The sequence below is a fragment of the Hydrogenoanaerobacterium sp. genome (assembly GCF_032017025.1).
Classification (GTDB): Bacteria; Bacillota; Clostridia; order Oscillospirales; family Ruminococcaceae; genus Hydrogenoanaerobacterium.
The window spans coordinates 29,007-55,408 of sequence record NZ_DALZQO010000004.1 but is presented as its reverse complement, the minus strand read 5'-3'; the positions used below and the strand labels follow the sequence as shown (position 1 = coordinate 55,408).

26 protein-coding genes are annotated in these 26,402 nt (G+C 44.1%); 19 read left to right on the top strand and 7 right to left on the bottom strand.

Going from position 1 to position 26,402, the window contains the following annotated elements; all coding sequences use genetic code 11:
• From RTV33_RS04105 to RTV33_RS04035, 15 genes are all read left to right on the top strand, one after another.
• The coding region (locus RTV33_RS04105) for a hypothetical protein (RefSeq protein WP_312641838.1) at window positions 1-193 on the top strand (193 nt) is incomplete at its 5' end.
• Between the two features lie 103 nt (window positions 194-296).
• The gene (locus RTV33_RS04100; RefSeq protein ID WP_312641836.1) at window positions 297-2,765 is read left to right on the top strand and encodes an ATP-dependent Clp protease ATP-binding subunit; all 2,469 of its coding nucleotides are present in this window, start codon (window positions 297-299) and stop codon (window positions 2,763-2,765) included.
• 64 nt (window positions 2,766-2,829) lie between these two features.
• Complete coding sequence (locus tag RTV33_RS04095; RefSeq protein WP_312641834.1) at window positions 2,830-3,216, top strand: thioesterase family protein; 387 nt, start codon at window positions 2,830-2,832, stop codon at window positions 3,214-3,216.
• A 149-nt stretch (window positions 3,217-3,365) separates the two neighbouring features.
• Window positions 3,366-5,153, top strand: coding sequence for an N-acetylmuramoyl-L-alanine amidase (locus tag RTV33_RS04090; protein WP_312641832.1), 1,788 nt, complete (start codon window positions 3,366-3,368; stop codon window positions 5,151-5,153).
• 149 nt (window positions 5,154-5,302) lie between these two features.
• Window positions 5,303-6,193: a MurR/RpiR family transcriptional regulator gene (locus tag RTV33_RS04085; RefSeq protein WP_312641830.1), complete on the top strand. Its 891-nt coding sequence runs from the start codon at window positions 5,303-5,305 to the stop codon at window positions 6,191-6,193.
• A complete protein-coding gene (locus RTV33_RS04080; protein ID WP_312641828.1) occupies window positions 6,177-7,427 on the top strand; it encodes an NAD(P)/FAD-dependent oxidoreductase in 1,251 nt (416 codons plus the stop codon). The genes RTV33_RS04085 and RTV33_RS04080 overlap by 17 nt, the downstream gene beginning before the upstream one ends.
• 33 nt (window positions 7,428-7,460) lie before the next feature.
• Window positions 7,461-8,132 (top strand): (d)CMP kinase, encoded by a 672-nt coding sequence (gene cmk, locus RTV33_RS04075; RefSeq protein WP_312641826.1) that lies wholly within the window; start codon window positions 7,461-7,463, stop codon window positions 8,130-8,132.
• A 25-nt stretch (window positions 8,133-8,157) separates the two neighbouring features.
• On the top strand, window positions 8,158-8,751 hold the full coding sequence (locus RTV33_RS04070) for a lysophospholipid acyltransferase family protein (protein ID WP_312641824.1): 594 nt from the start codon (window positions 8,158-8,160) through the stop codon (window positions 8,749-8,751).
• Window positions 8,752-8,754: 3 nt separating this feature from the next.
• Window positions 8,755-10,710: a bifunctional 4-hydroxy-3-methylbut-2-enyl diphosphate reductase/30S ribosomal protein S1 gene (locus tag RTV33_RS04065; protein WP_312641822.1), complete on the top strand. Its 1,956-nt coding sequence runs from the start codon at window positions 8,755-8,757 to the stop codon at window positions 10,708-10,710.
• A gap of 224 nt (window positions 10,711-10,934) precedes the next feature.
• On the top strand, window positions 10,935-11,807 hold the full coding sequence (locus RTV33_RS04060) for a transporter substrate-binding domain-containing protein (protein ID WP_312641821.1): 873 nt from the start codon (window positions 10,935-10,937) through the stop codon (window positions 11,805-11,807).
• 112 nt (window positions 11,808-11,919) lie between these two features.
• Window positions 11,920-12,573: an amino acid ABC transporter permease gene (locus RTV33_RS04055; RefSeq protein WP_312641818.1), complete on the top strand. Its 654-nt coding sequence runs from the start codon at window positions 11,920-11,922 to the stop codon at window positions 12,571-12,573.
• Between the two features lie 3 nt (window positions 12,574-12,576).
• Window positions 12,577-13,329 (top strand): amino acid ABC transporter ATP-binding protein, encoded by a 753-nt coding sequence (locus RTV33_RS04050; RefSeq protein ID WP_312641816.1) that lies wholly within the window; start codon window positions 12,577-12,579, stop codon window positions 13,327-13,329.
• 141 nt (window positions 13,330-13,470) lie between these two features.
• Window positions 13,471-13,983, top strand: coding sequence for a DUF4358 domain-containing protein (locus RTV33_RS04045; RefSeq protein ID WP_312641814.1), 513 nt, complete (start codon window positions 13,471-13,473; stop codon window positions 13,981-13,983).
• Window positions 13,984-14,132: 149 nt separating this feature from the next.
• Window positions 14,133-15,509 carry an MBOAT family O-acyltransferase gene (locus tag RTV33_RS04040; protein ID WP_312641813.1) on the top strand — a complete coding sequence of 459 codons (1,377 nt, stop codon included), beginning with the start codon at window positions 14,133-14,135 and terminating at the stop codon, window positions 15,507-15,509.
• Between the two features lie 15 nt (window positions 15,510-15,524).
• Complete coding sequence (locus RTV33_RS04035; protein WP_312641812.1) at window positions 15,525-16,691, top strand: DHHW family protein; 1,167 nt, start codon at window positions 15,525-15,527, stop codon at window positions 16,689-16,691.
• 50 nt (window positions 16,692-16,741) lie between these two features.
• Here RTV33_RS04035 and RTV33_RS04030 read toward each other — a convergent pair whose 3' ends face one another.
• The 5 genes from RTV33_RS04030 to RTV33_RS04010 all read right to left on the bottom strand — a co-directional run bounded on the left by RTV33_RS04030 (window position 16,742) and on the right by RTV33_RS04010 (window position 20,173).
• A complete protein-coding gene (locus tag RTV33_RS04030; RefSeq protein WP_312641810.1) occupies window positions 16,742-17,062 on the bottom strand; it encodes a hypothetical protein in 321 nt (106 codons plus the stop codon).
• A gap of 56 nt (window positions 17,063-17,118) precedes the next feature.
• Entirely contained in the window at window positions 17,119-17,661 is a 543-nt protein-coding gene (locus tag RTV33_RS04025) for a hypothetical protein (protein WP_312641807.1), read from the bottom strand.
• Between the two features lie 33 nt (window positions 17,662-17,694).
• On the bottom strand, window positions 17,695-18,321 hold the full coding sequence (locus RTV33_RS04020; protein WP_312641806.1) for a J domain-containing protein: 627 nt from the start codon (window positions 18,319-18,321) through the stop codon (window positions 17,695-17,697).
• Window positions 18,305-19,183: a DUF5685 family protein gene (locus RTV33_RS04015; RefSeq protein WP_312641804.1), complete on the bottom strand. Its 879-nt coding sequence runs from the start codon at window positions 19,181-19,183 to the stop codon at window positions 18,305-18,307. The genes RTV33_RS04020 and RTV33_RS04015 overlap by 17 nt, the downstream gene beginning before the upstream one ends.
• A gap of 129 nt (window positions 19,184-19,312) precedes the next feature.
• Window positions 19,313-20,173, bottom strand: coding sequence for an FAD-dependent oxidoreductase (locus tag RTV33_RS04010; protein ID WP_312641801.1), 861 nt, complete (start codon window positions 20,171-20,173; stop codon window positions 19,313-19,315).
• Between the two features lie 199 nt (window positions 20,174-20,372).
• On the opposite strand from RTV33_RS04010, the gene RTV33_RS04005 reads away from it, so the two are divergent.
• On the top strand, window positions 20,373-20,942 hold the full coding sequence (locus RTV33_RS04005; protein ID WP_312641799.1) for a manganese efflux pump MntP family protein: 570 nt from the start codon (window positions 20,373-20,375) through the stop codon (window positions 20,940-20,942).
• 245 nt (window positions 20,943-21,187) lie between these two features.
• A complete protein-coding gene (locus RTV33_RS04000) occupies window positions 21,188-21,541 on the top strand; it encodes a hypothetical protein (RefSeq protein WP_312641797.1) in 354 nt (117 codons plus the stop codon).
• Window positions 21,542-21,576: 35 nt separating this feature from the next.
• Here RTV33_RS04000 and RTV33_RS03995 read toward each other — a convergent pair whose 3' ends face one another.
• A complete protein-coding gene (locus RTV33_RS03995; RefSeq protein ID WP_312641795.1) occupies window positions 21,577-23,295 on the bottom strand; it encodes a B12-binding domain-containing radical SAM protein in 1,719 nt (572 codons plus the stop codon).
• Window positions 23,296-23,434: 139 nt separating this feature from the next.
• Here RTV33_RS03995 and RTV33_RS03990 point away from each other — a divergent pair, with 139 nt between their 5' ends.
• Complete coding sequence (locus tag RTV33_RS03990; protein WP_312641793.1) at window positions 23,435-23,995, top strand: hypothetical protein; 561 nt, start codon at window positions 23,435-23,437, stop codon at window positions 23,993-23,995.
• Window positions 23,996-24,042: 47 nt separating this feature from the next.
• On the opposite strand, the gene RTV33_RS03985 is transcribed toward RTV33_RS03990, so the two are convergent.
• Complete coding sequence (locus RTV33_RS03985; protein WP_312641791.1) at window positions 24,043-25,302, bottom strand: MFS transporter; 1,260 nt, start codon at window positions 25,300-25,302, stop codon at window positions 24,043-24,045.
• Between the two features lie 163 nt (window positions 25,303-25,465).
• On the opposite strand from RTV33_RS03985, the gene RTV33_RS03980 reads away from it, so the two are divergent.
• Window positions 25,466-26,395, top strand: coding sequence for a zinc dependent phospholipase C family protein (locus tag RTV33_RS03980; protein ID WP_312641789.1), 930 nt, complete (start codon window positions 25,466-25,468; stop codon window positions 26,393-26,395).
• The last annotated feature ends 7 nt before the right edge of the window (window positions 26,396-26,402 follow it).

Genomic DNA, 26,402 nt, shown 5'->3' with positions numbered 1-26,402 from the left:
ATTGCCGCAGCAGCAGAAGAAGATTACGATAAGAATAAGTATCCAGCAGCAGCTATTGTTACCAAAGAAACCGTTTGACATAAGAAAATTCCTCCTAAATTTGATTTCATCACATACTATGCCAGCTGTAAAAAAGGTGTTACAACAGCTTAAAAATCTTCGCTTAATATTCTGGAATAAAGCACTTAAATAGGTAAATATTAAAAGAGGCAGCATATGTATAGAGTAGTGGTATTTTTACAGGCAACAATCGTTGCTTTGAATTTGGCGAAAACAGAGCAAGCAGGGGGAAGAACATGAGCTTTAAGTTTAATAACTTTACACCAAAGGCAAATAATGCGGTTAATCTGGCGCTGCTACAGGCCGCGTCACTTGGGCACACCTACATCGGCAGCGAGCATTTGTTGCTTGGTCTGCTTAAAGAGGGCAGCGGCGTAGCATATACAGTGCTCGCCAAGCGGGGCATTACGGAAGAGATTGTAAAAACTAAGCTGATTCAAGCGGTTGGCAAGGGTATTAAATCCAATCTTACACCAAGCGATTTTACCCCGCGGTGCAAGCACATTTTAGAGATGGCTTCCAGTGAAGCAAAAATCCTGTCACAATCTATTGTTGGCACCGAACACATTCTCATGGCGGTGCTCAAAGAGCCTGATTGCTATGCAGTGCGGTTTCTATCCAGTCTGGGTTACGACTGTGATTCCGCCTATAAAGAAGTAATTGAAGGAATTGGCAGCGAAATAGCAGATTCCATCTATTGGAAAGCAGCTCGTAGGCCCCCGGCGAAAAACGGAAAAGCGCCAAATGCCAAAACTCAAAACTTGGATAAGTTTAGCAAAGATTTGACACAGGCAGCGCGTGATAATACACTTGATCCTCTGATTGGCAGAGAAAAAGAGGTGCTGCGCATGATTCAAATCCTTACCCGCCGTACAAAGAACAACCCTTGTCTCATCGGGGAAGCAGGTGTGGGGAAAACCGCTATTGTAGAGGGCTTGGCACAGAGGGTTATCAAAGGCGATGTTCCCGAAAGCCTCTTAGGAAAAAGAGTGATTTCCATTGATCTTACCAGCATGATTGCAGGCACCAAGTTTCGGGGTGAATTTGAAGAACGCCTTCGAAGCTGCCTCAACGAAGTGAATGAAGCCGGTAATGTAGTGCTGTTTATCGATGAACTGCACACCATCATCGGTGCAGGTTCTGCTGAAGGCGCAATTGATGCAGCAAACATATTAAAGCCACAGCTGGCAAGGGGAGAGCTCCAAGTAATCGGTGCGACTACGATAGAGGAATATCGTCGCCACATTGAAAAAGACAGTGCCCTTGCAAGACGATTCCAAAGTGTTATGGTTCCCGAGCCCACCCCAGAAGACACTATCAGCATTTTGCAGGGCCTTAGGGGCAAATATGAAGATCATCACCGCATTAAAATTACAGATGAAGCAATCAACGCTGCGGTCAATTATTCCGTGCGGTATCTTACCGAAAAATTTTTGCCCGACAAGGCAATTGATCTTTTAGATGAGTCCTCCTCACTTGTAAAGCTGAATGCATTCACACGGCCGGAGCGTACTGCGGATATGGAAAATCAGCTGCTCGTACTTTCCCGCCAAAAAGAAGATGCTATTTTAGCGCAGGACTTTGAACGTGCGGCTAAACTACGCGATTGTGAGATGAAGCTTAAAGAAAAGCTTCCACAGGAAAACACACTTGTCGGCAGTGGAATACTGGATAAGGTCGATGCGGAGGATGTTGCCGAGGTTGTCGCTTTTCAAACAGGAATCAACGTCAGCCGTGTTACCGAGGAACAGTCAGAACGACTGCTGCAGTTAGAGCAGCGCTTGCACCAGCGTGTGATTGGACAAAATGAAGCAGTCGAATCGATTTCACGCGCCATTCGAAGAAACAGGGTAGGGCTCGGTGACCCAAATCGCCCCATCGGTTCTTTTCTTTTTCTGGGGCCTACCGGTGTGGGCAAAACCGAGCTTTGCAAGGCACTTTCGGAAGCGCTGTTTGCAGATGAGCGCTCTATGATTCGGGTGGATATGTCTGAGTTTATGGAAAAACATACGGTATCGCGCCTAATTGGTTCTCCGCCGGGGTATATCGGCTACGACGATGGGGGACAGCTTACCGAAAAAGTACGGCGCAAGCCTTATTCGGTGCTGCTGTTCGATGAGATTGAAAAAGCACATTATGATGTGTTCAATATCATGCTGCAAATTCTTGATGATGGAATATTAAATGATGCACAGGGCAGAACGGTGAACTTCAAAAACTGCGTCATCATCATGACTTCGAACATCGGTGCACAGCTCATCACGGAAAAACAAATGCTCGGTTTCAGCCAGGATTCCCGCATTCCAAGCGATTCGTCCATCAAAACACAGGTAATGTCAGAGCTCAAAAAGGCGTTTCGCCCCGAGTTTTTGAATCGTATTGATGAAATAATTGTATTCCACCGCTTAACACAGCAGGAAATCGAAAAAATTGCGGTCAATCTGCTTGAAATAGTAAAAAAGCGTTTGGAAAAACGTGGCATCGGCATCCGGTTTTCCGATAATCTTTTGCATCATCTGGTTCAGGTTGGCTTCGACAGCAAATACGGTGCCCGGCCACTCAAGCGTGCGGTTCAAAGCATGGTGGAGGATCTTCTTGCGGAAGAGATTCTAAGCGGAAAAATTTGCGAGGGTGATGAATTGCTTTGCGACTACGATACCAAAATTGTTTTTTGTAAAGAAGAATGCAAAGTTGCCGCGGATTGACATTGATTTATCAAACCTTTACCTGTATAATCAGATATGATATCAATACAGGAGGTTACAAGATATGGATATGATAAATGCTGAATATACGCTGGAATGGTTGGTGACCGAGGATAAAATTGCAGCAAACGTTGGCAGCGGAGATGTAAATGTATTCGCTACCCCCATGATGATTGCGTTGATGGAGGGTGCCGCGGTGCAGTGTCTGAAACCATTTTTAGAGGAGGGTCAAACCTCGGTTGGCGCATCCATTTCAACAAGCCATGTGGCGGCTACTCCAATTGGCATGAAGGTTTCTGCTACTGCCAAAATAGTCGCGGTTGATGGTAAAAAAATTGATCTTGCAGTTTCAGCGTTTGATGAGGCCGGTATTATCGGAGAGGGAACACATACCCGGTTCATCGTAGACAAAGAGCGTTTCGAGCAAAGAGCTGCTACAAAAATGAAATAGCAATTATAAAAAGATCTGCAGATGCTGCAGGTCTTTTTAATTTATGAAAGTTTACAAATATAAGGTATAATTTTGTCGAATTATATGGTAATATTATCGTGTTATGTGTAGACTGTTTCTATGCGATTAAACTGTGAAGGAGAATTTAAATGAGCAAGGTCGTAACCAAAACAGCTGCGATTTTAACGGCGGCTTGTCTCGCAGTAGGTGGATTGTCAATTCCGGCGTATGCGGCTTCCGGCTACAATGATTTTGATTACATTACAAGTCATGTTTCTACTTGGGTACCGCAAAATCTTAACATCACACGCCCAAGTAAAAATGTTAAAACAAGCGCTACCGCATATTATATTACCGGTAACTCAAACCCGGATTATAATCTTTACATAAATGGAGAGATTGTAGCAAATCGCGGTAAAAGCGGCAGCTTCGGTGTTTATGTATCTTTGAATTCCGGTGATAACACCTTCGATTTCACACAGGATACAGGTGTGGCTAAGTCCATTACCATCACACAGGGCAGCGGTTACGGAAGCGACTTGGCAACCATCAATAACGTTTCCTCTATGTATCCGTCATGCAACACAGGCGAGCTTGCAGGCACTGAGGTAACCTTACAGTGCATTGCACCCGCGGGCGCAAGTGTAACAGCCACCGTAAACGGTACCAGTTACCCCATGCGTCAGGTAGCTGCCGCACAAACCGGTATTCCGGCCACGTTCAAAGCTTCCTATACAGTTCCTTCCTTTGGAAAAACCACCAATCTGGGTCATGTAAAATATACCTTGTCCTATAATGGTGCGAATAAAACCTACACCTCTGGCGGTCAGCTTTTTGCAGGCGGTGAAACGCTTTTGGTGCAGGTAACCGATCCGTCCTCCAGCATTTTTGCCGAGGGCAACACCAGCAGCAAGTTCATCACTACAGCCAAAATCGGTGCAACCGACTATGTTGTCGGCTCAAACTCTACAATGTATCAGCTTGGTATGGGCGGCTGGATACTCAAGAATACCACAGAGCCCCTTACCGCGGGAGCCAGCAGCAACAAGGTTTCGGGGGTTTCGTACAAGGGCACGGCGTATGGTGAACGTTTTATATTCAGCGGTACGGCACAGCCGGTCGTTACAACCTCGCGCGGCAGTGATACACTCACCATTACACTGCACCACACTACTGGGATTGACAGTGTGTCTACAGACGAAAGCAAGCTGTTTACCGGTGCTTCAGTGTCGGAAGAAAACGGTGACACCACAATCACATTCAACCGCGATACCAACCGAACCCTGTGGGGTTACGTTATTGAATACAAGGATAGCGTTACAACGCTTTACTGCAAGTACAAACCCACGCTTTCGGGTAACAGCAGCAAGCCCTTAGCAGGTGTGCTGGTGGCAATAGATGCAGGCCATGGCGGAAGCGACCCCGGTGCACTGGGTATTATGAACGGCTCCGGAATTAGCGAGAGTAACATTACGGCAAATACCGCAATCGCTGTAAAAAAACGTTTGGAATCTCTGGGGGCAGAGGTTCTGCTTGAGGGCAGTGGAGTTACAGCAAAAAATAAATCCGATTATGTCGAACGAATGATGCCGGCTTACAGCAACAAAGCAGATTTCTTCATCTCACTGCACTGCAACAGCATTGGCACCAATCAAAACGGGCTCAAACCCAACGGGATAGAAATTTACTACTATGAAGGCAATGCAAAAGCCTTTGGTAACACATTGCTTTCGCATATGCTTACCGAAACGGGCAGGGCATCCCGCGGAGTGAAGTTCAGCAACTTCCGTGTCACGCTTAACAGCTGTGCGCCATCGGTTTTAGTAGAGATGGGCTTCATCACGAACCCGAAAGAATTTGATGATATGGCAAGCAGACGCGGCATGTTTAACATGGCAAATGCTATTGGTGACGGTATCATCGATTATTTATCTTAATAAAAACAGACGAAAAGCAGGCTTCCGTTAAGGTAAGTCTGCTTTTTTGCAGGATGATTTTGAAATCCTGCATGATACAAGCCTTATTTTACTGTTTTGCTTGATTTTTGCAGGAATACAGGATAGAATAAAAGGAGAGGTGATTCATTTTGAATAAAGACTTAATTAATCTCATCAGTGGTATGATGGCCAGTTTTTCCAAAGGACAAAAGATCATTGCTGACTACATCATCAACCATTATGATAAAGCAGCCTTTATGACAGCTTCCAAGCTGGGCAATACAGTTGGCGTCAGCGAATCCACCGTGGTTCGCTTTGCATCGGAGGTTGGCTACGAGGGCTACCCGCAGCTGCAGCGCGCCTTACAGGAGCTGATACGCAACCGCCTGACCGCTGTACAGCGTATGGAGGTAACCAACGACCAAATTGGCGGTGGTGATGTTCTTGCCAAAGTACTTAGTTCGGACATTGAGAATATTCGCAGAACACTGGAGGAATCGTCATCAGATGATTTCAATGACACTGTAGATGCGCTTTGTGCTGCCAGAACCATTTATATTCTCGGTATTCGAAGTTCGTCCGCATTATCGCGTTTTTTATACTTTTATTTCAATCACATTTTCGATGACGTACGTCTTATCAATACCAACAGCTCCAGTGAGATGTTTGAGCAGATTCTGCGCATTGGTAAAGAGGATGTATTCATTGGTATCACCTTTCCGCGTTATTCACAGAGAACCTTTAACGGTGCAAAATTTGCAGCCGATAACGGCGCTAAGGTAATAGCGATTACCGATAGTTCACAGTCACCCATTGCGGAAATATCGGACAATGTTCTTTTGGCACGCAGTGACATGGCGTCGTTTGTCGACTCGCTTGTAGCACCGCTCAGTTTAATCAATGCGCTGATTGTTGCGGTGGGTCTGCGCAAGAAAAATGAAATTTCTGCGACGTTTTCTCGTCTTGAGCAAATTTGGGATGAATACAATGTTTATGAAAAAATAGAGGGGACTCACGATATAGATGTCACAAAAATATGATGTGGTTGTTATTGGTGCAGGTGCCGCAGGTGCAATGGCTGCAGGCATTACTGCGCAGCGGGGTCTGAGCACGGCTGTTATAGAGCGCAATGCACGTATTGGCCGTAAGATAATGATTACCGGAAAAGGGCGCTGCAATGTAACGAATAACTGCGACAACAATGCTTTTATCAATGCGGTAAAGGTGAACGGTAAGTTTTTGTATAGCGCGATCAACAACTTCTCTACCCAGGACACCATCGCCTTTTTCGAAAATTTAGGCGTTAGGCTTAAAACTGAGCGTGGCAACCGTGTGTTTCCGGTATCCGATAAATCGGTGGATATTGTTGATGCACTTGCGAAGCATATTCATGTAAGCGGGGCAAAGCTGCTTGAGGGGCGTTGTAAAGCTTTGCTGATGAAAGATGGCGCAGTTGCAGGCATAAAGCTGGAGGATGGCACAAGCATACCATGTAGCAGCGTTATTGTTGCAACGGGTGGTTTGAGCTACCCCACTACCGGATCATCAGGCGATGGCTATACACTGGCAAAGCAGGCGGGGCACAGTATCGTCACGCCTACACCTTCACTGATTCCTGTCGTCACAAACGAGCCATGGTGCAAGGAGATGATGGGGCTTTCGCTCAAGAATGTAACCGTCACGCTTATCGATACTGCAAAAGAAAAGGCACTTTACCACGAACTTGGTGAAATGCTTTTTACCCATTTCGGCGTGTCTGGTCCGCTTATTTTAAGTGCGACCAGCCATATGAAGCAGGAAAAGCTGCGCGATTATACGATTGAAATCGATTTAAAGCCCGCGCTTTCTGTCGAACAACTGGATGCCCGTTTGCTACGCGATTTTGCTAAAAACTTAAATAAGGATTTTCTCAACAGCCTTTCGGAACTGTTGCCGCGCAAAATGATTCCGGTGGTGGTTGAGCTTTCGGGCATTGACGGTGCGCAAAAGGTAAACCAAATTACCAAGGAGCAGCGCAGGGCATTGGCAGAGCTTATCAAGCATCTGCGTGTTACACCGTGCGCATTTCGCCCCATTAATGAAGCCATCATCACATCCGGCGGGGTAAATGTAAAAGAAATCAACCCTAAAACGATGGAATCTAAGCTTGTAAAGGGCTTATACTTTGCGGGCGAAGTGATGGATGTTGATGCCTACACAGGCGGATTTAATCTCCAGATTGCCTTTTCAACAGGGGTACTTGCGGGTACGCATGCCGGAGAATTCGGGGGATAAGACCATAGATTTATTTTTGGAGGCTTTATCAGTATGATTTCTGTCGCGATAGATGGTCCTGCGGGCGCAGGAAAAAGCACCATAGCACGTGCTTTGGCAAAACGGCTTGGCTATATCTATGTAGATACAGGGGCATTATACCGTGCGGTAGGTTACTATGCTTTGCAAAACGGGGTAGATACAACCTCTGAACATGATATTGCACGCCTTTTACCATATATCGATGTTGCACTAAAGTTTGTAGATGGAGAACAGAGGGTATTTTTAAACAATGAAGATGTTTCAGATTACATCCGAACTCCGGAGATGTCAATGGCAGCCTCCAATGTATCGGCTTTACCTGTAGTTCGTGCATTTCTATTTGACCTGCAACAAAACCTTGCAAAGACCAACCATGTAGTTATGGATGGCAGAGATATTGGCACTGTGGTTTTGCCCGATGCGCAGGTGAAAATTTTTCTTACAGCAACGCCGGAGGACCGTGCGGGCAGGCGTCACCACGAACTGCAGCGCAGGGGGATGGAAGCAGACTTTGACGAAGTGCTCAAAGATGTAATGCAGCGCGATTATAACGACTCACACCGCGCTATCGCACCGTTAAAACAGGCGGAGGATGCGATTTTGGTAGATACAACCGGCAATACCAAACAGCAGTCAATTGATCAGCTGATTCGTGTGGTAGAAGGCGCGCTTGCAAAACTGTAGTAGAAAGCATTTGGGAGATTTATTTATGAGCTTATTGTTTCGATTTGGAAGAGGTTTACTTGGTATATGCATGTGGTTATGGCACAAAATAGAATTTGAGGGTGTCAAAAACATTCCAGACCGCGGCGGGTATATTATTTGCTCCAATCACCGTACCGATATGGATCCTGTTTATCTTGCGTGGAAAATAAAAAAGCAGCTTTATTTTATGGCAAAAGCAGAACTATTCCGCATCCCGGTGCTGGGTTTTCTTGTACGTAAGCTAGAGGCCTTTCCGGTTGAACGCGGTAAAGGCGATACCGGTGCAATCGATTATGCCATCAATATTGTGCAAAGCGGTAGAATTCTCGCGATGTTCCCCGAGGGTACACGGTCAAAGGACGGCAAACTGCTCAAAGGTAAGTCCGGGATTTCTGTAATTGCATCCAAGTCCGGCGGCGATGTATTGCCAGTGGGCATCAAATTTACCGAGCCGGTTCGGTTTCGCTCAAAAATTGTGGTTCGTTATGGTAAAATAATTCCCAACAGCGAGCTACATATTGAAGACAATAAGCCGTCTGACATCAAAGCGGCGACTGCTCGTATTATGTCTGAAATTTCTGCATTGCTGGAGGATTAGCCTGTGAAAATTACAGTGGCAAAAACGGCCGGATTTTGCTTTGGTGTAGACCGCGCAGTCAACCTTGCGTTTGAATATGCAGGTAAGAGCAAAAATGTTTTCACTTTGGGGCCCATTATCCACAACCCACAGATTGTAAAACAGCTTGCTGAAAGTGGAGTTACGAAAATAAATAAGGTAAGCGATTTGCCGCAAGATGCAACTGTTGTAATTCGTTCACACGGTGTAGAGCAATCGGTATTTGATGAGATTGAGGCACGAGGCCTTATGTATGTGGACGCAACCTGCCCATTTGTAAAAAAAATTCATCAAATAGTGAAAGAACAAAGTGAACAGGGAAGAACTATTTTTATTGCAGGCGATGCATCTCATCCTGAGGTGCTTGGCATCAAGGGGCATTGTAGCGAACCGGTATTTATATTTAAAACAGCCCAGGAATTTCTAGATATCTGCAAAAAATCGTCAATGTTAACAGAAAATGCATGCTCAATGGTAGCACAAACAACATTTCACACGTTAGAGTGGCAAAAATGCGTAGAAACTGCAAAAAAAGTGTGTACAAATCTTAGAATTTTTGATACAATATGTATTGCTACCGCGAAACGGCAACAAGAGGCGATTGAGTTGGCCCAGAAATCTGATTTGATGATTGTTGTCGGCGGACGTACAAGCTCCAATACTGCAAAGCTTTATCAAATCTGCAGTGATATCACAAGATCTATTCTTGTGGAACGCGCGGAGGAGTTGTACGATTACGATTTTGCGCAGGCCACCAATATTGGTGTTACAGCTGGGGCTTCGACTCCGGCTTGTATAATTAAGGAGGTACAAAAAACAATGAGTGAGATTCTAAAGAACCAAGAGGAAGAAATTAGTTTTGAGGAATTGCTGGATCAATCCTTCAAAAGTACATATAACGGGAAGAAGGAGACAGGCCTCGTAGTTGGTATTGCACCAAACGAGCTGCAGGTTGATATCGGCACAAAACATGCCGGGTATGTTCCATTTGCTGAATTTACAGATGACCCCAATGCCAAGCTGGAAGACCTTGTAAAAAAAGGCGACCAGATTGAGCTGCTGGTTGTTCGCGTTAATGACGTTGAAGGTACCGTTATGCTCTCCAAAAAGCGTCTGGATCAGATTGCCGGTATGGAGAAGATTGAAAACGCATTTGAGACCGGCGAAGTGCTGGACGGTGTCGTTGTTGAGGTTGTAAAAGGCGGCGTTATCGTTTCCTGCATTGGTTCCAGAATTTTTGTTCCCGCTTCCAAAGCAACTCTTTCCCGCAACGAAGAACTTGAATCTTTGCTGAAGAAAAAAGTGCAGTTCAAGGTTATCGATTTGAAAAAAGAGCGTGGCAGAAAACGTGCTATCGGCTCCATTAAAGATGTTGCCCTGAAAGCAAGAGAGGCAGCAGCTGAGGAGTTCTGGGCAAATGTTGAGACCGGAAAAGTCTACAAGGGCGAAGTTAAATCCCTTACCTCTTACGGTGCATTTGTTGATCTCGGCGGCGTAGACGGTATGGTTCATATTTCTGAGCTTAGCTGGAATAGAATCAAACATCCTTCCGATGTTGTTAAGGTTGGCGATATTCTCGAAGTTTATGTCAAAGACATTGACAAAGAGAATAAAAAGATTAGCCTGGGCTATAAAAAGACCGAGGATAACCCTTGGGAGATCATTAAGAGAGATTACCCGGTTGGCACTGTTGTAAAAGCGAAGATTGTTTCGCTCACCACCTTTGGTGCATTCGCCCAAATTATCCCCGGTGTTGACGGTCTGATTCATATTTCTCAGATCTCTTACGACAGAGTCGACAAGGTTGCCGATGTTCTGGCTGTAGGAAACGAAGTTGATGCTAAAATCACAGAGATTGATGCAGACAAAAAACGTGTCAGCCTGTCGATGAAAGTTTTGCTTGACGCTCCTGCTGAAGCTGCAGAAGAGTCTGCCGAATAATTATTGTAAATAAGCTAAAAGGCATGTACGTTGGTACATGCCTTTTTTGTTAAAAAATTATATGAAATATTGTGCTAGAACGAGCAATCGGGTGAAAATACAAGAATACAACTGTTAATCTGAAATATTAGCCTGCTATCGCGTTAGCTAATTAGCACGCTAAAGTGATATTATAGGAGCATAGCAAATTAGATGATTATTTTACGTTTAAGGAGATTAACAAAATGAAAAAATTTTCACTTTGCCTCATGGCAGTAGTTATGACAATAAGCCTAATGGCAGGCTGCAATTCTCAGCCATCGGAATCTGCTGCCCCCGTACAGCCTTCTGCTGGGGCCGGCGATTCTTCCTCTACACAACCCGCAGCGGATGGAATCGTAACCAAAGCCGACCTTGAAGGCAAGATTGTTGCATTGCAGACAGATTCCTCTGCCGAAGCAGCACTTGCAGGCGATGAGGTTTCGTCCAAGGTAAAAGAGGTTGTTAAATTCCCCGATAATATCGCCGCACTGAACGATTTAAAGGCAGGGCGTGTAGATGCGGTAATTTTAGATGAGGTTGTCGCAAACTACTATGCAGCAAAAGATCCTTCCAGTTTTAAAGTACTCAATGATTCCCTTGCAGCAGAGGAATATGGAATCGCTTTTAAAAAAGGCAACACAGAAATTTACAATAAAGTAGTTGCAGCCCTTGGTGCAATGCAGGCCGACGGAACCACCACCAAGATTTCCACCGAGTGGTTTGGAAAAGACATTTTCAAAGGCAATTTTGAAGCACCCGATGAAGCAATTGTTCCCGATACAACAGGGAAAAAGCTTGTTGTTGGGTTAGATGACAGTTTCCCTCCAATGGGCTTCCGCGATCAGATCAATGAGATTGTCGGCTTTGATATTGACCTTGCAAAAAAAGTTGGCGCCATTCTTGGCTACGAGGTTGTTTTACAGCCAATCGATTGGGCATCCAAAGAGCTTGAACTCGAAACAGGCAACATTGACTGCGTTTGGAACGCTCTTACCATCACTCCTGAAAGACAAGAATCTATGCTCATTACAGCTCCCTATCTTGCCAACAATCAGGTGATTGTGGTAAAACCCTAATATAAGCCTAGCATTTTATTTACGATATACAGGCAAACAACCGGATGATGAATCCGGTTTTGTCTGTATAATAAGAAGTTTATCAATACATAGCAAGGAGAAGACGGATCATATGATGACTGTAATCTTAACCCTGCTCAAAGGCGCGCAAACAACACTTTTGCTGTTTGGAATCACCATAGCGGCATCCTTACCCCTGGGCTTTCTATTTACGCTGCTAGCCCGCTCAAAGGTGCCTCCTGTGCGTTGGGCGATGAACGCAATTATTTATGTGATTCGCGGAACGCCTTTGCTGCTTCAACTGATGTTTGTGTATTTTGGGCTACCTTTTATTCCCGGTATCGGCAGTGCACTGGCAATGGGCCGTTTCACCGCTTCATGCGTTACGTTTATCATCAATTACGCGGCTTACTTTGCCGAGATTTTCCGTGGAGGTCTTTTGGCGGTAAACAAAGGGCAGTATGAAGCTGCAAAAGTTTTGGGTATGACCAAAGCGCAAACCTTGCTGCGTGTCGTATGCCCCCAGATGATTCGTGTGGCATTGCCTTCCATCGGCAATGAAGCGGTTACCTTGATTAAGGATACTGCTCTGGTATTTACCATTGGCGTTACCGAGATTATTCACTTTGCCAAAACGGCGGTGAGCCGTGAGAACGATGTTATTTATTATGCGATTGCAGGCGCTATCTTCTTGATCTTAAATTCGATTCTCACCTATGTATTCAAGAAGATTGAGGTAAAATTCAACTTTGAAAGGGAGGACTAGAGGATGTCTTTTATCTCTGTGCGTAATCTCAAGAAATCTTATGGTAAGCTAAAGGTACTGAGGGATATCAGCTTTGACGTGGAAAAAGGCGACGTTATTGCGGTTATCGGCTCCTCAGGCTCGGGTAAAAGTACAATGCTACGCTGCCTAATCGATTTGGAGCACATTGGCGGCGGCAGTGTCTCTGTTGATGGGGAATATCTCATCGAGGACGGGAAGTACTCCTCAAAAGAAAAGACGAAAGAGATCACCTCAAAAATGGGCATGGTATTTCAAAACTTTAATTTATTTCCGCACCTTACAGTACGTAAAAACCTTGAAATGCCTTATGGCTTAATGAATAAGCAAGCAAGTGCTGTGGATACCGCTGCACTCTGTGATACAATGCTCAAAAAAGTAGGAATGCTGGAAAAGGCCGACGTTCTGCCGGCAAAGCTATCGGGCGGGCAGCAGCAGCGTGTGGCAATTGCACGGGCTATGATGCTCAGCCCTGAAATCATGCTGTTCGATGAGCCTACCTCAGCACTCGACCCTGAGCTTACCGGCGAGGTGCTCAGCGTTATTAAGCAGCTCGCCAAAGAAAAAATGACGATGATTGTGGTAACGCATGAAATGGCGTTTGCTCGTGATGTTGCAACGCGTGTGTTGTTTATGGATGACGGTGCCATTCTCGAAGAGGGAACACCGGAGGAGATTTTTACGAGTCCTCAAAATCAACGCACCAAGGAGTTCCTAAACAATTTTATTGCATCATAATACGATTAGAAAACAGGCAGCTTTGGCTGTCTGTTTTTATATTTCGTATAGATTCTTCCTATCTTGGAAATAATAGCATCAGTTACGGTAAGTTCTGTTGCATAGAAGAATACAGATATAAAGAGATAGGAGATAGCTTAAATGAAGAGACCGGTAGCAATGTTTTTGGCAATTATCATGCTTCTGACGGTGGCGTCGGGCTGTACCACAAAAAAGCAAGTTGTCATAAAGAAGGATACCACCCTGCAAAATATTGTGGATAAGGTTGCAGAGGAATTTGGGGATTTCTATGTTCAAATGCCCTCAAAGCTTGATGCAACAACACTGAAAGACCTCTTTAATATTGACCCCGCTATTGTGGACGAATATGCGGGAGATTTTGCTATGACAATGACCTCTGCCGATAACTTTGTAGCGATAAAGGCGAAAGAGGGTAAGGTGGAAGAGGTAAAGCAGGCCCTCGAAAACCGCCGTGCACAGGTACAGCAAACCTTTGAGCAATATCTTCCCGGGCCTTTGCAGGTTGCTAAAGCGGGTAAGGTGATTGTAAAAGGCAACTACGTATTTCTTATTATGATTGGAAACCCGGAAAAAGGGCCGGAAAAAGATGTAGCGCGTGCTGAGGAAATTATTAACAGCTACTTTAGCGAATAATTCAATTTCGTATACTTGCTTTTTTTGACAACATTTGCTAAAGTAATAAAGGTGCCTCTTTGGGCTCCTCGGACGGAGACTATTCGCCGTGCAGCTCACGAGCGAGTGGTCTTTTTCTTGTAATAAACGATACGACAGGGGATTCTAATATGGTTTTCAGCAGTATATTATTTTTGTTTCGGTTTATGCCGGTAGCATTTTTACTTTATTACATTACACCCAGAAGGTTTAAAAATCTTGTAATTTTGCTGCTCAGCCTTGCATTTTACTCTTGGGGAGAGCCAAAATATTTCCCGATTATGGTTGCATCCATTTTGTGTGATTATTTTGCGTCACAGGGTATCGAACACAATCGTGATAAACAATGGGTATGCAGGCTTTGCCTCGTTTTCTCTATCGTGTTTAACATTGGTATGCTGATGTTCTTTAAATACACCAATTTCTTCATTGAAAACTTTAACGCTGCAACGGGTCTTTCTATTGAGTTGTTAAAGCTCACTCTGCCGCTCGGTATCAGCTTCTATACGTTCCAAACACTCAGCTATACCATTGATGTATACCGTGGCGATGTAAAAGCAGAGAGCAATATTATTGACTTTGGCGCGTTTGTTTGCCTTTTTCCTCAATTAATTGCAGGCCCTATTGTGAAATACACCGATATTAACCGTGAACTGAAAACCCGTACGGTAGACCTTGGCCAGATACAAGAGGGCGTTAAATGGTTCATTTTCGGCCTTGGTAAAAAGGTGCTGATTGCAAACAACATTGGCTCTTTGTGGGACGAGGTTCAGCGCCTTGGCTTTGCCAATGTTTCCACGCCGCTTGCATGGCTTGGCATTCTGGCATTCTCGCTGCAGATTTATTTTGATTTCAGCGGCTACTCCCTCATGGCAATCGGGCTTGGAAAAATGCTCGGCTTTGATTTTCCGCAAAACTTCAATCTGCCGTATATTTCTCGTAGCATGACCGAGTTTTGGCGCCGCTGGCATATGACACTGGGCTCATGGTTCCGCGAATATCTTTACATTCCGCTGGGTGGCAACCGCAAGGGTAAGGCGAGAATGTATTTAAACCTGTTTATTGTATGGGCGGCAACCGGTTTTTGGCATGGCGCCAATTGGAACTTTTTATTCTGGGGTATTATGTTTGCGGTTTTACTCATTTTAGAAAAAGCTTGGCTGCTCAAATACCTTGAACGCGGCAAAATATGGCCGCATGTCTATGTCATATTTTTACTTTTGCTCAGTTGGGCGTTGTTCGCTATCACCGATCTTTCGCAGCTGGGTGTTTTTCTGCAAAAGCTGTTTGCGTTCCACGGTGGCAGTGATTGGGTTTATTACCTGCGCAGTTACCTTGTTACCATTGTAGCCGCAATTCTATTGTCGACACCGTTGGTAGAAAAGATCTATAACAAGATAAAGGGCATTAAGTGGGTTAACATTGGTGTACTTGCTCTGATTTTGGTTGTATCGGTCGCTTATCTTGTAGACGCTACCTACAATCCGTTTTTGTATTTTAGATTCTAGAAAGGGGAGAACGATATGAAAAAAATAATACAATATCCATTGGTACTCCTCTTTGCGCTGTTTATTCTTCTGTTTTCGGTGGTGGATATGTTTATCAGCCGCCGGGAGTTTTCTGAGACGGAGAACCGCTACTTGCAGCTGCGCCCCGATTTCAGTGTTAAAACGCTGATGAACGGCAAGTTTACCAGTACCTACGAAACCTATATCAACGACCAATTTGTTCTGCGTGACGGCTGGATTAACCTCAAATCCAAAGCGGAATACTTTATCGGTAAGCAAGAGAACAATTCCATTGTATACGGTAAAGACCATTATATGTTTGAAAAATACGACCGTACCGATGATGAGCGCATTGCCAAGAACATTGCTTTGGTGAATGAGTTTTTCTCGACGTACAGCGATATTCCAGCCACTTTTGCAATCATTCCCAATTCGTACATGATTCTCTCCGATAAGCTGCCCTATGGGCTGGATCTGATTGATCAGTATGAGTATATAGACAATCTATATGCGCAGGTAAAGTCGCCAAACGTATCCACTCTTTCGCTGAAAGAATCGCTGCTTGCTCATAAAGATAACTACATTTATTACATGACCGATCACCACTGGACAACCTACGGGGCATATCTGTCCTACAGCGATTTTGTGCGCTCCAAAGGGATGACCCCCGTTGCGTACGACAGTTTAAAGGGCACTGAGGTTCCGGGCTTCTATGGAACTTATTTTTCTAAAACCAAGCTGTTCAACGCGTCTCCCGATGTTATTACCTATATGGATATTCCCACAACAAGTGTCACGATTGACGGCAAAACTATGGTCCAGGGTGCGGATAAAACCGAAGTGCCTGTAACGGGGCTGTACAACCTCGACCAATTTAATAAACGTGATAAATACGCTGGTTTTTTGTACGGCAACAACGGTGTTACCGTAATCAAAAGCGATAACAACCAACACCGTGTTGCAGGCAAGACCAGCCGTATTCTCGTCATTAAAGATTCCTACGGCAACTCCTTTGTACCGTACCTCACCTACAACTACGATGAGGTTGTTGTTATTGACCTGCGTGCTATCCCGTTTAAAATAAGTGAGTTTATGGCTCAAAACGAATTTGATGATATTCTGCTGCTCTACAACTTTATGAACTTTGCGTCAGATACCAACTTTGCAAGGCTCAAATATTAGCAGAAAACTAACACCATGCAAAAAGCTCCGAGATAATCTCGGAGCTTTTTTTATGAAGCGTAGTATTCAATCTTTATAATATCATCCTTGGTCAGTGTCAGCTTATCCGGTTTTTTTCCAAACGCAACCAACGTTTCAGCGGTAAAGCTTGCACCATCATCAATTATGTCAGTAATGGTAACGCGCCTGCCATCGGGCAGCAGTACAATATCACGTACACCAACTTTGTGGTTTGCAAGAATCTCATCCTTGTTCTCCAGGAACTCCTTGTTCTTTTTGCGCCCTACCAGCCATAGCAGCAGAAAAATGATAGCCAATAATGCAGCTGTTATTAACAGGAACTGTATGTTCTGAATAATTGTTTCACTCATGTTAACTCCACGTCCTTGTATAAATTAAGCCCTCCGTTTATGAGAGAGCTTAAAAATTAACCGAATCGTCTTAAAAATTTGGGGCGGAACCACAAAATATAGGCCGAAATAATACGGGTAAGCGAAATATCGAACACGACAAAAACAAAGTTGCCCAGTGCAAGGGTAATAACACCGGTATATTTTCCGAACTCGCCCATTTCAGTCATAACCTCCGGCATTTTCAGTACATAAATCATAAGCAAGTACGCTGCCACAATACAAACATTAAACAGTATCATTTTAGTTGACCATTCCAGTATGCGCGATTTCAGCTTTTCAAGCGTACCTTTTAAAATGGGGTAGAAGCCGAGAAAAAACACAAAGATAAACGCCGCTGTTTTATCGGGGGCAATCAAAAGTGATAGGATGGATACCGCAATATAAACCAGAACTGCCCATTTGGTACCGCATTCAATCACCATAACAACCATTAAGAAACCCGCCATTGCAGGTACCGCATAACTCAAAAAGGGCAATATGCCCGTCATTAGCATTAATAAAACACATAAAGCCGCAATCATGCCGCCAAGAGCCACCTGACTCGATTTTTTCAGCATTGTCGTGATACTCCTTTGTTGTTCGGTAGGATCTTAGCAGCAACTGATTAAATCTCCGCCCATACATTCGCAGCAGCAATCTGCACAGATTAGCGAGGTGCACATATCGCAGCCGCTGCAGCCTGCCGCGGTAGGGGTTGTGCGGTATTGGCCTTGCTGATTGGTTCCGTTGTTGCGCTGCCACATCATCTGATTAAGTGCAGCGCGGTACTCCGGATTGTTGGGTGCCATGTTTACAGCCTGCGACATGTGGCGGTAGGCTTGATCGAGCCAGCCGCGTGAGTATAGAACACTGCCCTTTAAGAAATACCATTCTGCGTCACGGCTGCCGCTTGGCACACCATCCAGCACCTCTGCCGCGTCTTCGGTGCGCCCATTTTGAATCATTCTGCGGATATCGGCAAACTGTGAACCGGAGGAGTATCCACCCGAATAGCTGCCCCCGTAGCTGCTCTGAGACCGATTACCGTTTTTACGCTGAGCTGTAATCGAATCATAAGCTTCGTTAATTTCCTTCATCTTCTCAGACGCGAGGTCAGACAGCGGGTTATTCGCATAATTATCGGGGTGATATTTCCGCGCCATCTCACGATAGGCAGTTTTCACTTCATCATCCGAGGCATTTGGACTGACGCCCAGTACCTTATAAGGATCTGTCATGCGTGTTGCTCCTTTTTTCCTCAACCAAATGGAGAGAGTTTTTTAATCCAAAATAAATCACATTATCAAGAATCGGTTTATACCGTTTCAATTCCAAAAGCTCGTACGTCTTCGCTATCTCAGCTGCGGTCTGGTTTAGGGCTGCAACAGTAACGCTGCGAATTTCTGTAAGGTCACTTTGCGGGGTGAGATGATTTTCCAATACAAATGCATTGTAGCTGCCGGATTTCATATCGTCCTCAAGGTCGTCCACAGCATCAATCAAATAAACCCATCGCCCCAGCAGATAGCCAAACCGATTTAATATGCGCTTCTGTGAATCATCTTTACCAAGTAGCTCACATATTTTTGCAAGGCTGAGTGCAGTCGGCTGTGCCGCTTCATCAATAGAACTGCAACCGGCTTGCTCAAGGGCATATTGCTGCCGCATCATTTCCGCTACAATCGCATCGAGCTGAGGATATTGCAGCATCGCCTTTTTACGCGCAGAAGACGCAAAAGGCTTCACCAATAACATAAGAAGCTTACCCCAAAACTTGGAGTCTCGGTAATTGTCATCCACCTTATAGTAAAGCAAAATCATCGCGGTGCAGGCGCTAAACAATGATGATTCATTCAAACGGCAGCAATACTTTTTTTTCAACGGGTTGGCAAAACAGCGTTCTTTGCAAAAATGCGGGGATTCTTCCTGTAAAGACATAGAAAGAATCGAAAAAAAAGCAAAATCATAGCTAAGTGTGAAACGCGCCGCTAAACCGTAAGAACTGCCAAGCTGCTTGCACAGCCCACAGTAAACAGCCTTGTAGGTATCGTATTCACAAATTCGCATCTGCGGTTTAAAGGGTTTAATATAACCAAACAAAGCAGGGTACCTCTTTTTACAATTTAAACTACCCCTAATTCTACAATAAATGCCATGCTATTGCAATTAAAAAAATGTAAACACTGTCACATAACCGTGAACTTGCTGTAACAGATTAGATGTTTATGCCTATTTTCGAGAGCCTTTGATCATCATACGCGCAGCAAGAGCTCCGTCTGAAACCGCTTTCGAAACTTGCAAAAAGCCACCAATGCAATCGCCTGCCGCAAACACACCATCCACGTTGGTTTTAAAGTTTTCATCCACTACAATATTAGTGCCTTCCGTTAGAATGCCCATTTTTGCCGCAAAGTCAATTGCTGAAGCAGTGCCCTCTGCAATAAAAATGCCGTCCAGCTCAAAAATCTCTCCGTCTTCAAATACCAGACGACTAACTTTTGCGTCTCCGGAAACTTCTGCAACTGTACGTGTATCCACCTTTACACCTTCTGGGACAGTACCCTCCCATGCGGGCTTGCGGCCGTTGGTGCAAATGGTAATATCCTGCGAAAAGCGGGTTAACTCTTCGGTTTCGGCAATTGCGTAATTTGCGTTGCCCAGCACAACAAGGCGCTTCCCACGGTAAAAGAATCCATCGCAAACGGCACACATGCTTACGCCTCGGCCAAGAAATGCATCAATTCCTTTTATCTTTGTTTTAACGCGTGATTTTCCGGTGGTAAGCAAAATTTGCTTACCCTCATATTCGCCTCTATTTGTTTTGACTGTAAAGCTATCAAGCTTCACGACAGAAAGAACTTCTTCATCCAGAACATCGCAACCTAAAACTTGTACCTGATCCACACCGCGCTGTTGTAGCTCTTTTCCGCTGATTCCATCGGGGAAGCCGTAGTAGTTATCTATTTTTTCGGCGGTTTCCAGTCCCCCAATGCCCGAGCCCACCACCAGTGTTTTCAGGTTTGCACGCACTGTGTATAATGCGGCAGAAATGCCCGCCGGTCCTTTTCCAATAATAATAATGTCGTACATTTCGTCACGTCCTTTCTAAATTATACTAATTATACATACATTTTAATAAAGAATGCAAGTCCTCTTCTTATTATCTCTGCAATGATACGCATAATAAGCAATACGATGCTGTGGGCAATTGACAATTTGTGGGCGTTTCGATATACTAAGAAAAGTCTCATTTTTTATTTATTGATCTTGTCAGAAAAGGTGATTGTTTTTGGGAATTGTTACTCTCTTATTACTCGCGGTGGGTTTGTCCATGGATGCCTTTGCAGTTTCTATTACAAATGGCTTGTGTATTAAAGATATTTCAAAAAGGCAGACACTCCAAGTGGGACTTGCATTTGGGTTGGCACAAGGGATTATGCCCATCCTCGGCTACCTTGCAGGCCAAACTTTCAGCAAAGCAATCTCCAGCTTAGATCACTGGATTGCACTTATTTTGCTCGGTGCAATTGGTGGTAAAATGATTTTAGAGGCAGTAAAAGAGATGAAAGAACCCGAGTCATGTCCGGTTGGAGGCATTCTTACGACAAAGATGCTGATTTTACAAGCGATTGCCACCAGTATTGATGCGCTTGCTGTGGGTGTCAGTTTTGCGGTAATGAATGTAAACATCTGGGTTGCATCCTCTTTTATTGCGTGTACAACGTTTTTGTTTGGTGTTGCGGGTGTTATCATAGGCAAAAAATCGGGTTTCTTTCTAAAATCAAAGGCAGAGCTCGCCGGAGGGGCGATTTTAGTTTTAATTGGCGTGAAAATATTTATAGAGCACACCTTAAGCTAATAGAACAGCGTTTTTCTGTTTGGTGAAAAGCGCTGTTTTTTGTTTATTAAATAAACTGCCTTTATCTACAAAGGCAGAAGGGGAGATCAAAACGTGTTATTTATAACCACAAGCTGACAAATCAATTGTCAACCAATCCATTGGTGTGCTATAATAATGCAACAATGGAATCCCTAGAAAATACTGTAATTTTAAAACGCTGAAATTCAATCCGGCGAATAATGGCCAAAGAAGGAGCCGATTATATGCAGACAAATATCATGAAAAAAATGTTGCCATACCTGCTATCTGCAGTTTTACTGTATTATGGAGTTCCCGCATTCGCGGTGGGGACCACAGGTGATTGGGGCATGACCTTAATGGTGCTTGGTCTGCTGGGTATCAATACGCTATTCTGCTTTTTCAGTAGTTTTTTGTTCACCCTGCGCAATGGTTTTCGCTGGTATTATCCGGTGCTGTTGGGTGTGCTTTTTGTTCCGATTATTACTACGTTTTATAACAGCAGTGCAACGGTTTACGTTTTTATCTATATGCTGTTGGCGGCGGCAGGCAGTGGGCTTGCTGTATTAATAAAACATTTGGTTCAGAATAAGAAATAACAAAAGCTTCTCTGTGTAAAACAGAGAAGCTTTTGTTATAACTCTATTTGGTAATGTGCTGCATTTCCGAGTAGGTCGCGATGGTCATAGTCGAATAAAATTGCCTTGTGCTGGCTTTGTTCGCTGCCAAATACCTCGATATGTGCTAGTTTGTAAACCAACTTATGGTCATAGCTTTGATACTGCGCAAGATATTTTTCGAGGTTTTCTTTCCTTTGGTAAAACTCCAAAATACGCTGACGATATTGTGCGTTATTGTCAAGCTCAAGCCAGTCTGGTAACTTTTTTGGTTTGTCATGCAGGCAAAGGTCAAACTTTAACAGCCACATCCACTGCGTAAGGTCAATTCCGTCCACTTTTAGCACAAATTCATACAGAATATTACATAACGCCACTTTACTGTGGTTGACATAGTGGTTATTTCCCGCAATCCAGTGCTGTGACAAACGCTCGTAAAATGCAAAGGGTGAAGAGAAAAAACGCACTAAATATTCTGTGCTGTTTAAAAACTTACCGCTGTTATAAAAGAGCTCCACCATTTCTTCGATATGAGAGAGCCTCAGCACATCGCCATACGGCAGAAAGCGTGTACTAAGCACCTCATAGGGGGCATAGTCGCGGTAGATAATGCCAAACTCCTCGCAACGGTTGTGCATTGGTGAGCCTTTCAGCACCTTCAAAAAACCGAGCTGCAGCTGCTCCGGTGCTAAAGCGTAAACATCGTTGAATGAGTTTGCAAAGGAATCGTAATCTTCATAGGGCAGACCCGCAATTAAGTCAAGGTGCTGGTGAATATTCTCAAGTGCCTTCACCTTATGCACAATGGCGGAAAGCTTCACAAAATCCACGTTGCGGTTGATTGCCCGAATGGTATCGGGGTTGGTGGACTGCACCCCAATTTCAAATTGAAACAGCCCTTTGCGCAACGGACGTAAAAATTCAATCATTTCATCATCCAGCAAATCGGCGGTGAGTTCAAAGTGAAAATTCGTCACACCGTTGTCATGTGCCGCAAGGTACTCCCACACCGCCATGGTGTGCTTACGATTACAGTTGAACGTACGGTCAACAAATTTTACCTGTCGTACCTTTGCATCCAAAAACTGCTGCAAATCTGAGTATACTTTTTCAAGCGGAACAAATCGAACCCCTTTTTCCACTGAAGACAGGCAATATGCGCAGCGGTAGGGGCACCCGCGCGATGATTCATAATAAATAATCTTATCCTGCACATCGGTGAAAGCATCGTCATAAGGGAAGGGCAGCCGTGCAAGGTCAAGCAGCTCACGGTCTGGGTTTGCAAAAATCTCATCGTCTTCTTTATGGGTTATTCCTTTTATACCAGAAAGCCCATTGTTATCGCTGTCCAATACATCCAGCAGCTCAGTGAATGTCAGCTCACCTTCGCCGCGGATTATTGCATCTACCGCGGAATGCTTTTTCAAAAAATCTACGCTATCGTAACTGACCTCCGGCCCGCCTAAAATAATTCTGCAATTGGATAAAATCTTTTTTAGGGCAGGGCAAAGCTGCTTTACCATCTCAATGTTCCAAATATAGCAGGAAAAAAACAGGACATCGGGTGTGCAGCGGTAAAGTTCCTCTAAAATAAAATCAATGCGCTGGTTTATGGTGAATTCAGCTGTAACAATATGATGCCGCTGATTGTTACCCTCAAATTTAGAAAGGTATTTTAGTGCAAGGCTGGAATGGATAAACTTTGCGCTTAGCGCTGCTAAAACAAATTTTTTCATTTCAATAACCTCTTGTCGCTAGAGTAATGGTTCTATTGTAACATACTCTAAAATCATTTGCACAATCATTTGATTTCTTTTGCCGAATTTAGTATAATGTTCCTATACTAAATTCGACTGTTTGAGGAGTGCTAACATCGTGAGAGAGCCTGTAAAAAGATTTCATACGAAAAGTCTGATTATCTGTATGGTAATAATTGTATCCATATTTTTGGTCGAGATTGTATGCGCCTACGCATTTGTTGATGATTTTTCGTTCAATCTTACTCCTTCTGCGTCTCTTTCAGACGACGTACTTGACGAATACCGCGATATTGGTATTGACATCGACCCGAATGCAGTCAGCGGTATGATTGACCCCACCGAAAAGACGGGTACCAAAAAGGAATATGGTAACATAGCTTATAAAATCAATGTGGCCCCCGAATTTAAAGACAGCGCATCTGCCGGAAATTTAATGATTGAAAACCATGCGGACAATCAGCATCTTTTAAAAGTGCGTATCGATACTGCTGATGGCATTGTAATTTATGAATCAGGTTTCCTTGCACCGGATATGCACATACCCTCTGCTCCGCTCGATGCAGAACTTGACGATGGTACCTATGAGGCAGAAGCTACAATCGAAGCCTATGATATGGATACACAAGAGTTTATAGGCAGTTTAAAAAAGGATATTACCATTAAGGTTGGAAAATGAAGCAAAAAAGGTTCCGTATCACCTGATACGGAACCTTTTCGTACCTTTTAAGATACTTCTGCGGTTATTGCTTCGGGGACTTTACGGAAGATAAAGTACCCCGCTATAAACAGAATGGCAACACTTAAAACGCCATAACGTGAGTTACCTGTTATTGTAGTAAACAAAGCCATCAACGCAGTGCCGAAGATACTCGCATATTTGCCAAAAATATTGTAAAAACCAAAGTATTCGTTTGAATTTTCCTTGCTTGGTATCAGTTTGCCGAAGTAAGAGCGCGAAAGCGCTTGTATTGTGCCTTGTACAATCGCCACCGCAATGGCCAGCACCCAGAACTGCCATGCGTAGTTGAGAAAGAACCCAAAGACACAAATTCCAATATACATTAAAATAGAGAACGATATGATTTTTTTACAGGAGAAACGCTTGACCAGTTTAGAACAGATCAAGACGGCAGGGAATGCAATAATCTGTGTTGCCAGCAGAGCAAGCAGCAGACTGTTATCACTAATTCCTACATCTTTACCAAAAGAAGTAGACATCTTGATGATGGTGTCCACACCGTCTATGTAAAAGAAATATGCAAGCAAAAACATTCCTACGGGCTTGTTTTTACAAATAGACCGAAGCGTCTTGAAAATTTTAGCAAATGAGCTCATAATAATATTTTCATTCGTTTCTTTTTCAATCCCATACTTCTGGTGTACGTTTTTCAGCAAAGGCAGCGAGAATACAAACCACCACAACACATTAATAATAAGAGCGAGCTTAATGGCGAAGGCTGCGGTAATTCCAAGCGCATCTGAAAAGTTAATGATGAGAATGCTGATGATAAACGGAATACAACTGCCGATATAACCGACTGCGTAGCCGAAAGAGGAAACAAAATCCATACGGCTGTCGGAGGTCACATCAATCAAAAAGGAATCGTAAAAAATGTTAGTGCCCGCGTAGCCAACACATGCAATAGTACAGGTGATGAGCAGAACATAATAGGTATTCGAAAACGCCATTACGGCCGACATTATCAGGGCAAGCGTTAAGAATGCTGCGAACATTCGTTTCTTTTTTCCTTTGTGGTCAGCCATTGCCCCCAAAACCGGTGCAAGCAGTGCCACCGCCAAAGTGGAAAGAGACTGTGTAATCGCCCATTGTGAGGTTGTTTGCGCCGCACTTAAATGAATCGAGTCACCCACATTTTTAATATAGATCGGTATCACGGTAGACAACATCATGGTAAAGGCAGAGCTCGCCCAGTCATACAACGACCAGCTTATCTCCTCTTTGGACATCTTTAATTTTTCCAATTTAGTCAGTCCCTCCAACTTATTTTCCTCATTATACCAGATAATACACTAAAAAACATATAGAACACGGGATGTTTGTGTAATATTAATTTGTACCGTTCAGATGGAACTATTGGAGGAACTGTGTTATCATAAAATAGAAAGCGCCGGAAGGGGGAATACGATGCCCGCATATGTTGCACACTCGCTGTTTGGCCGCGACGTTACTGCTGCAATCACACGGCCTGGGCTCCAACAGTTTTTGTCACAGTATAGCATTGCATTTGAATGGGGGCTGCAGGGGCCGGATTTGCTTTTTTTCAGTGGAATGCTACCCCCGAGAGTAGGCCATACGATCAACCGTCTTGGCGGAGTAATGCACCGCGAAAAAACAGACAAGCTGTTGAACCAGTTGGTTCAGTATTTGATTTTCTGCAAAGGCAAGGATTGTTACAATAATGTACTTGCTTATGCACTGGGTTTTTGTTGCCATTATGGGTTGGATAGTACCGCCCACCCATATGTATATTACGTACAGGAACAGCTAAAACAAACGCTGCCGGCACCTTATCATCAGGGCATCCATAATAAATTGGAAAGCGATATTGACAGTGAATTATGCTTGATAAAAGCAGGGGAAACCATCTCAGATTTTACCGTTGCAAAAGAAATGATTGCAGATCGGCAGCTGCAGCGAGACATAGCGTTACTTTATCAACATCTTTTCGCAGTGGTTTACAATGTAGAAGTGGATGTCGCTAGGCTGGAGCAGTGCTTTGGAGATGCTTACCGCGTGATTCGCTTGGTGCTGGGCAGACCGTTTGTTCTCGCCCTTGCAAAGACTCTGGATGGAATCGCCGGCAAACGAAACCGCCTGTCAGCACATGTCCGGCGCGGCAGGGGTAAGGGTGACCCGCTCAATTTAAGCAAAAAACAGTGGTATCATCTTACGGACGGCAGTATACCGGTATGCAGTACCTACCAGCAGCTTGAACAGCAAGCGTTGACGAAAACATTGTCTTTACTGCAAGCATTATGCAATGCAGTTGAAAATGGCATTACAAATCCGTTCTGTGGGTTAGAATCGTTTGATAACGGCAGCCCCAAAAGTTAGTTGCATA

Bases quoted from the DNA above. Each gene is read 5' to 3' on its own strand.
- RTV33_RS04020 (WP_312641806.1), bottom strand. From the start codon at position 18,321: ATGACAGATCCTTATAAGGTACTGGGCGTCAGTCCAAATGCCTCGGAT.
- RTV33_RS04000 (WP_312641797.1), top strand. From the start codon at position 21,188: ATGCAGACAAATATCATGAAAAAAATGTTGCCATACCTGCTATCTGCA.
- RTV33_RS04025 (WP_312641807.1), bottom strand. From the start codon at position 17,661: ATGCTGAAAAAATCGAGTCAGGTGGCTCTTGGCGGCATGATTGCGGCT.
- RTV33_RS04100 (WP_312641836.1), top strand. From the start codon at position 297: ATGAGCTTTAAGTTTAATAACTTTACACCAAAGGCAAATAATGCGGTT.
- RTV33_RS04070 (WP_312641824.1), top strand. From the start codon at position 8,158: ATGAGCTTATTGTTTCGATTTGGAAGAGGTTTACTTGGTATATGCATG.
- RTV33_RS04040 (WP_312641813.1), top strand. From the start codon at position 14,133: ATGGTTTTCAGCAGTATATTATTTTTGTTTCGGTTTATGCCGGTAGCA.
- RTV33_RS03995 (WP_312641795.1), bottom strand. From the start codon at position 23,295: ATGAAAAAATTTGTTTTAGCAGCGCTAAGCGCAAAGTTTATCCATTCC.
- RTV33_RS04045 (WP_312641814.1), top strand. From the start codon at position 13,471: ATGAAGAGACCGGTAGCAATGTTTTTGGCAATTATCATGCTTCTGACG.
- RTV33_RS04010 (WP_312641801.1), bottom strand. From the start codon at position 20,173: ATGTACGACATTATTATTATTGGAAAAGGACCGGCGGGCATTTCTGCC.
- RTV33_RS04060 (WP_312641821.1), top strand. From the start codon at position 10,935: ATGAAAAAATTTTCACTTTGCCTCATGGCAGTAGTTATGACAATAAGC.
- RTV33_RS04030 (WP_312641810.1), bottom strand. From the start codon at position 17,062: ATGAGTGAAACAATTATTCAGAACATACAGTTCCTGTTAATAACAGCT.
- RTV33_RS04080 (WP_312641828.1), top strand. From the start codon at position 6,177: ATGTCACAAAAATATGATGTGGTTGTTATTGGTGCAGGTGCCGCAGGT.
- RTV33_RS04055 (WP_312641818.1), top strand. From the start codon at position 11,920: ATGATGACTGTAATCTTAACCCTGCTCAAAGGCGCGCAAACAACACTT.
- RTV33_RS04095 (WP_312641834.1), top strand. From the start codon at position 2,830: ATGGATATGATAAATGCTGAATATACGCTGGAATGGTTGGTGACCGAG.
- RTV33_RS04035 (WP_312641812.1), top strand. From the start codon at position 15,525: ATGAAAAAAATAATACAATATCCATTGGTACTCCTCTTTGCGCTGTTT.
- RTV33_RS03980 (WP_312641789.1), top strand. From the start codon at position 25,466: ATGCCCGCATATGTTGCACACTCGCTGTTTGGCCGCGACGTTACTGCT.
- cmk (WP_312641826.1), top strand. From the start codon at position 7,461: ATGATTTCTGTCGCGATAGATGGTCCTGCGGGCGCAGGAAAAAGCACC.
- RTV33_RS04090 (WP_312641832.1), top strand. From the start codon at position 3,366: ATGAGCAAGGTCGTAACCAAAACAGCTGCGATTTTAACGGCGGCTTGT.
- RTV33_RS04050 (WP_312641816.1), top strand. From the start codon at position 12,577: ATGTCTTTTATCTCTGTGCGTAATCTCAAGAAATCTTATGGTAAGCTA.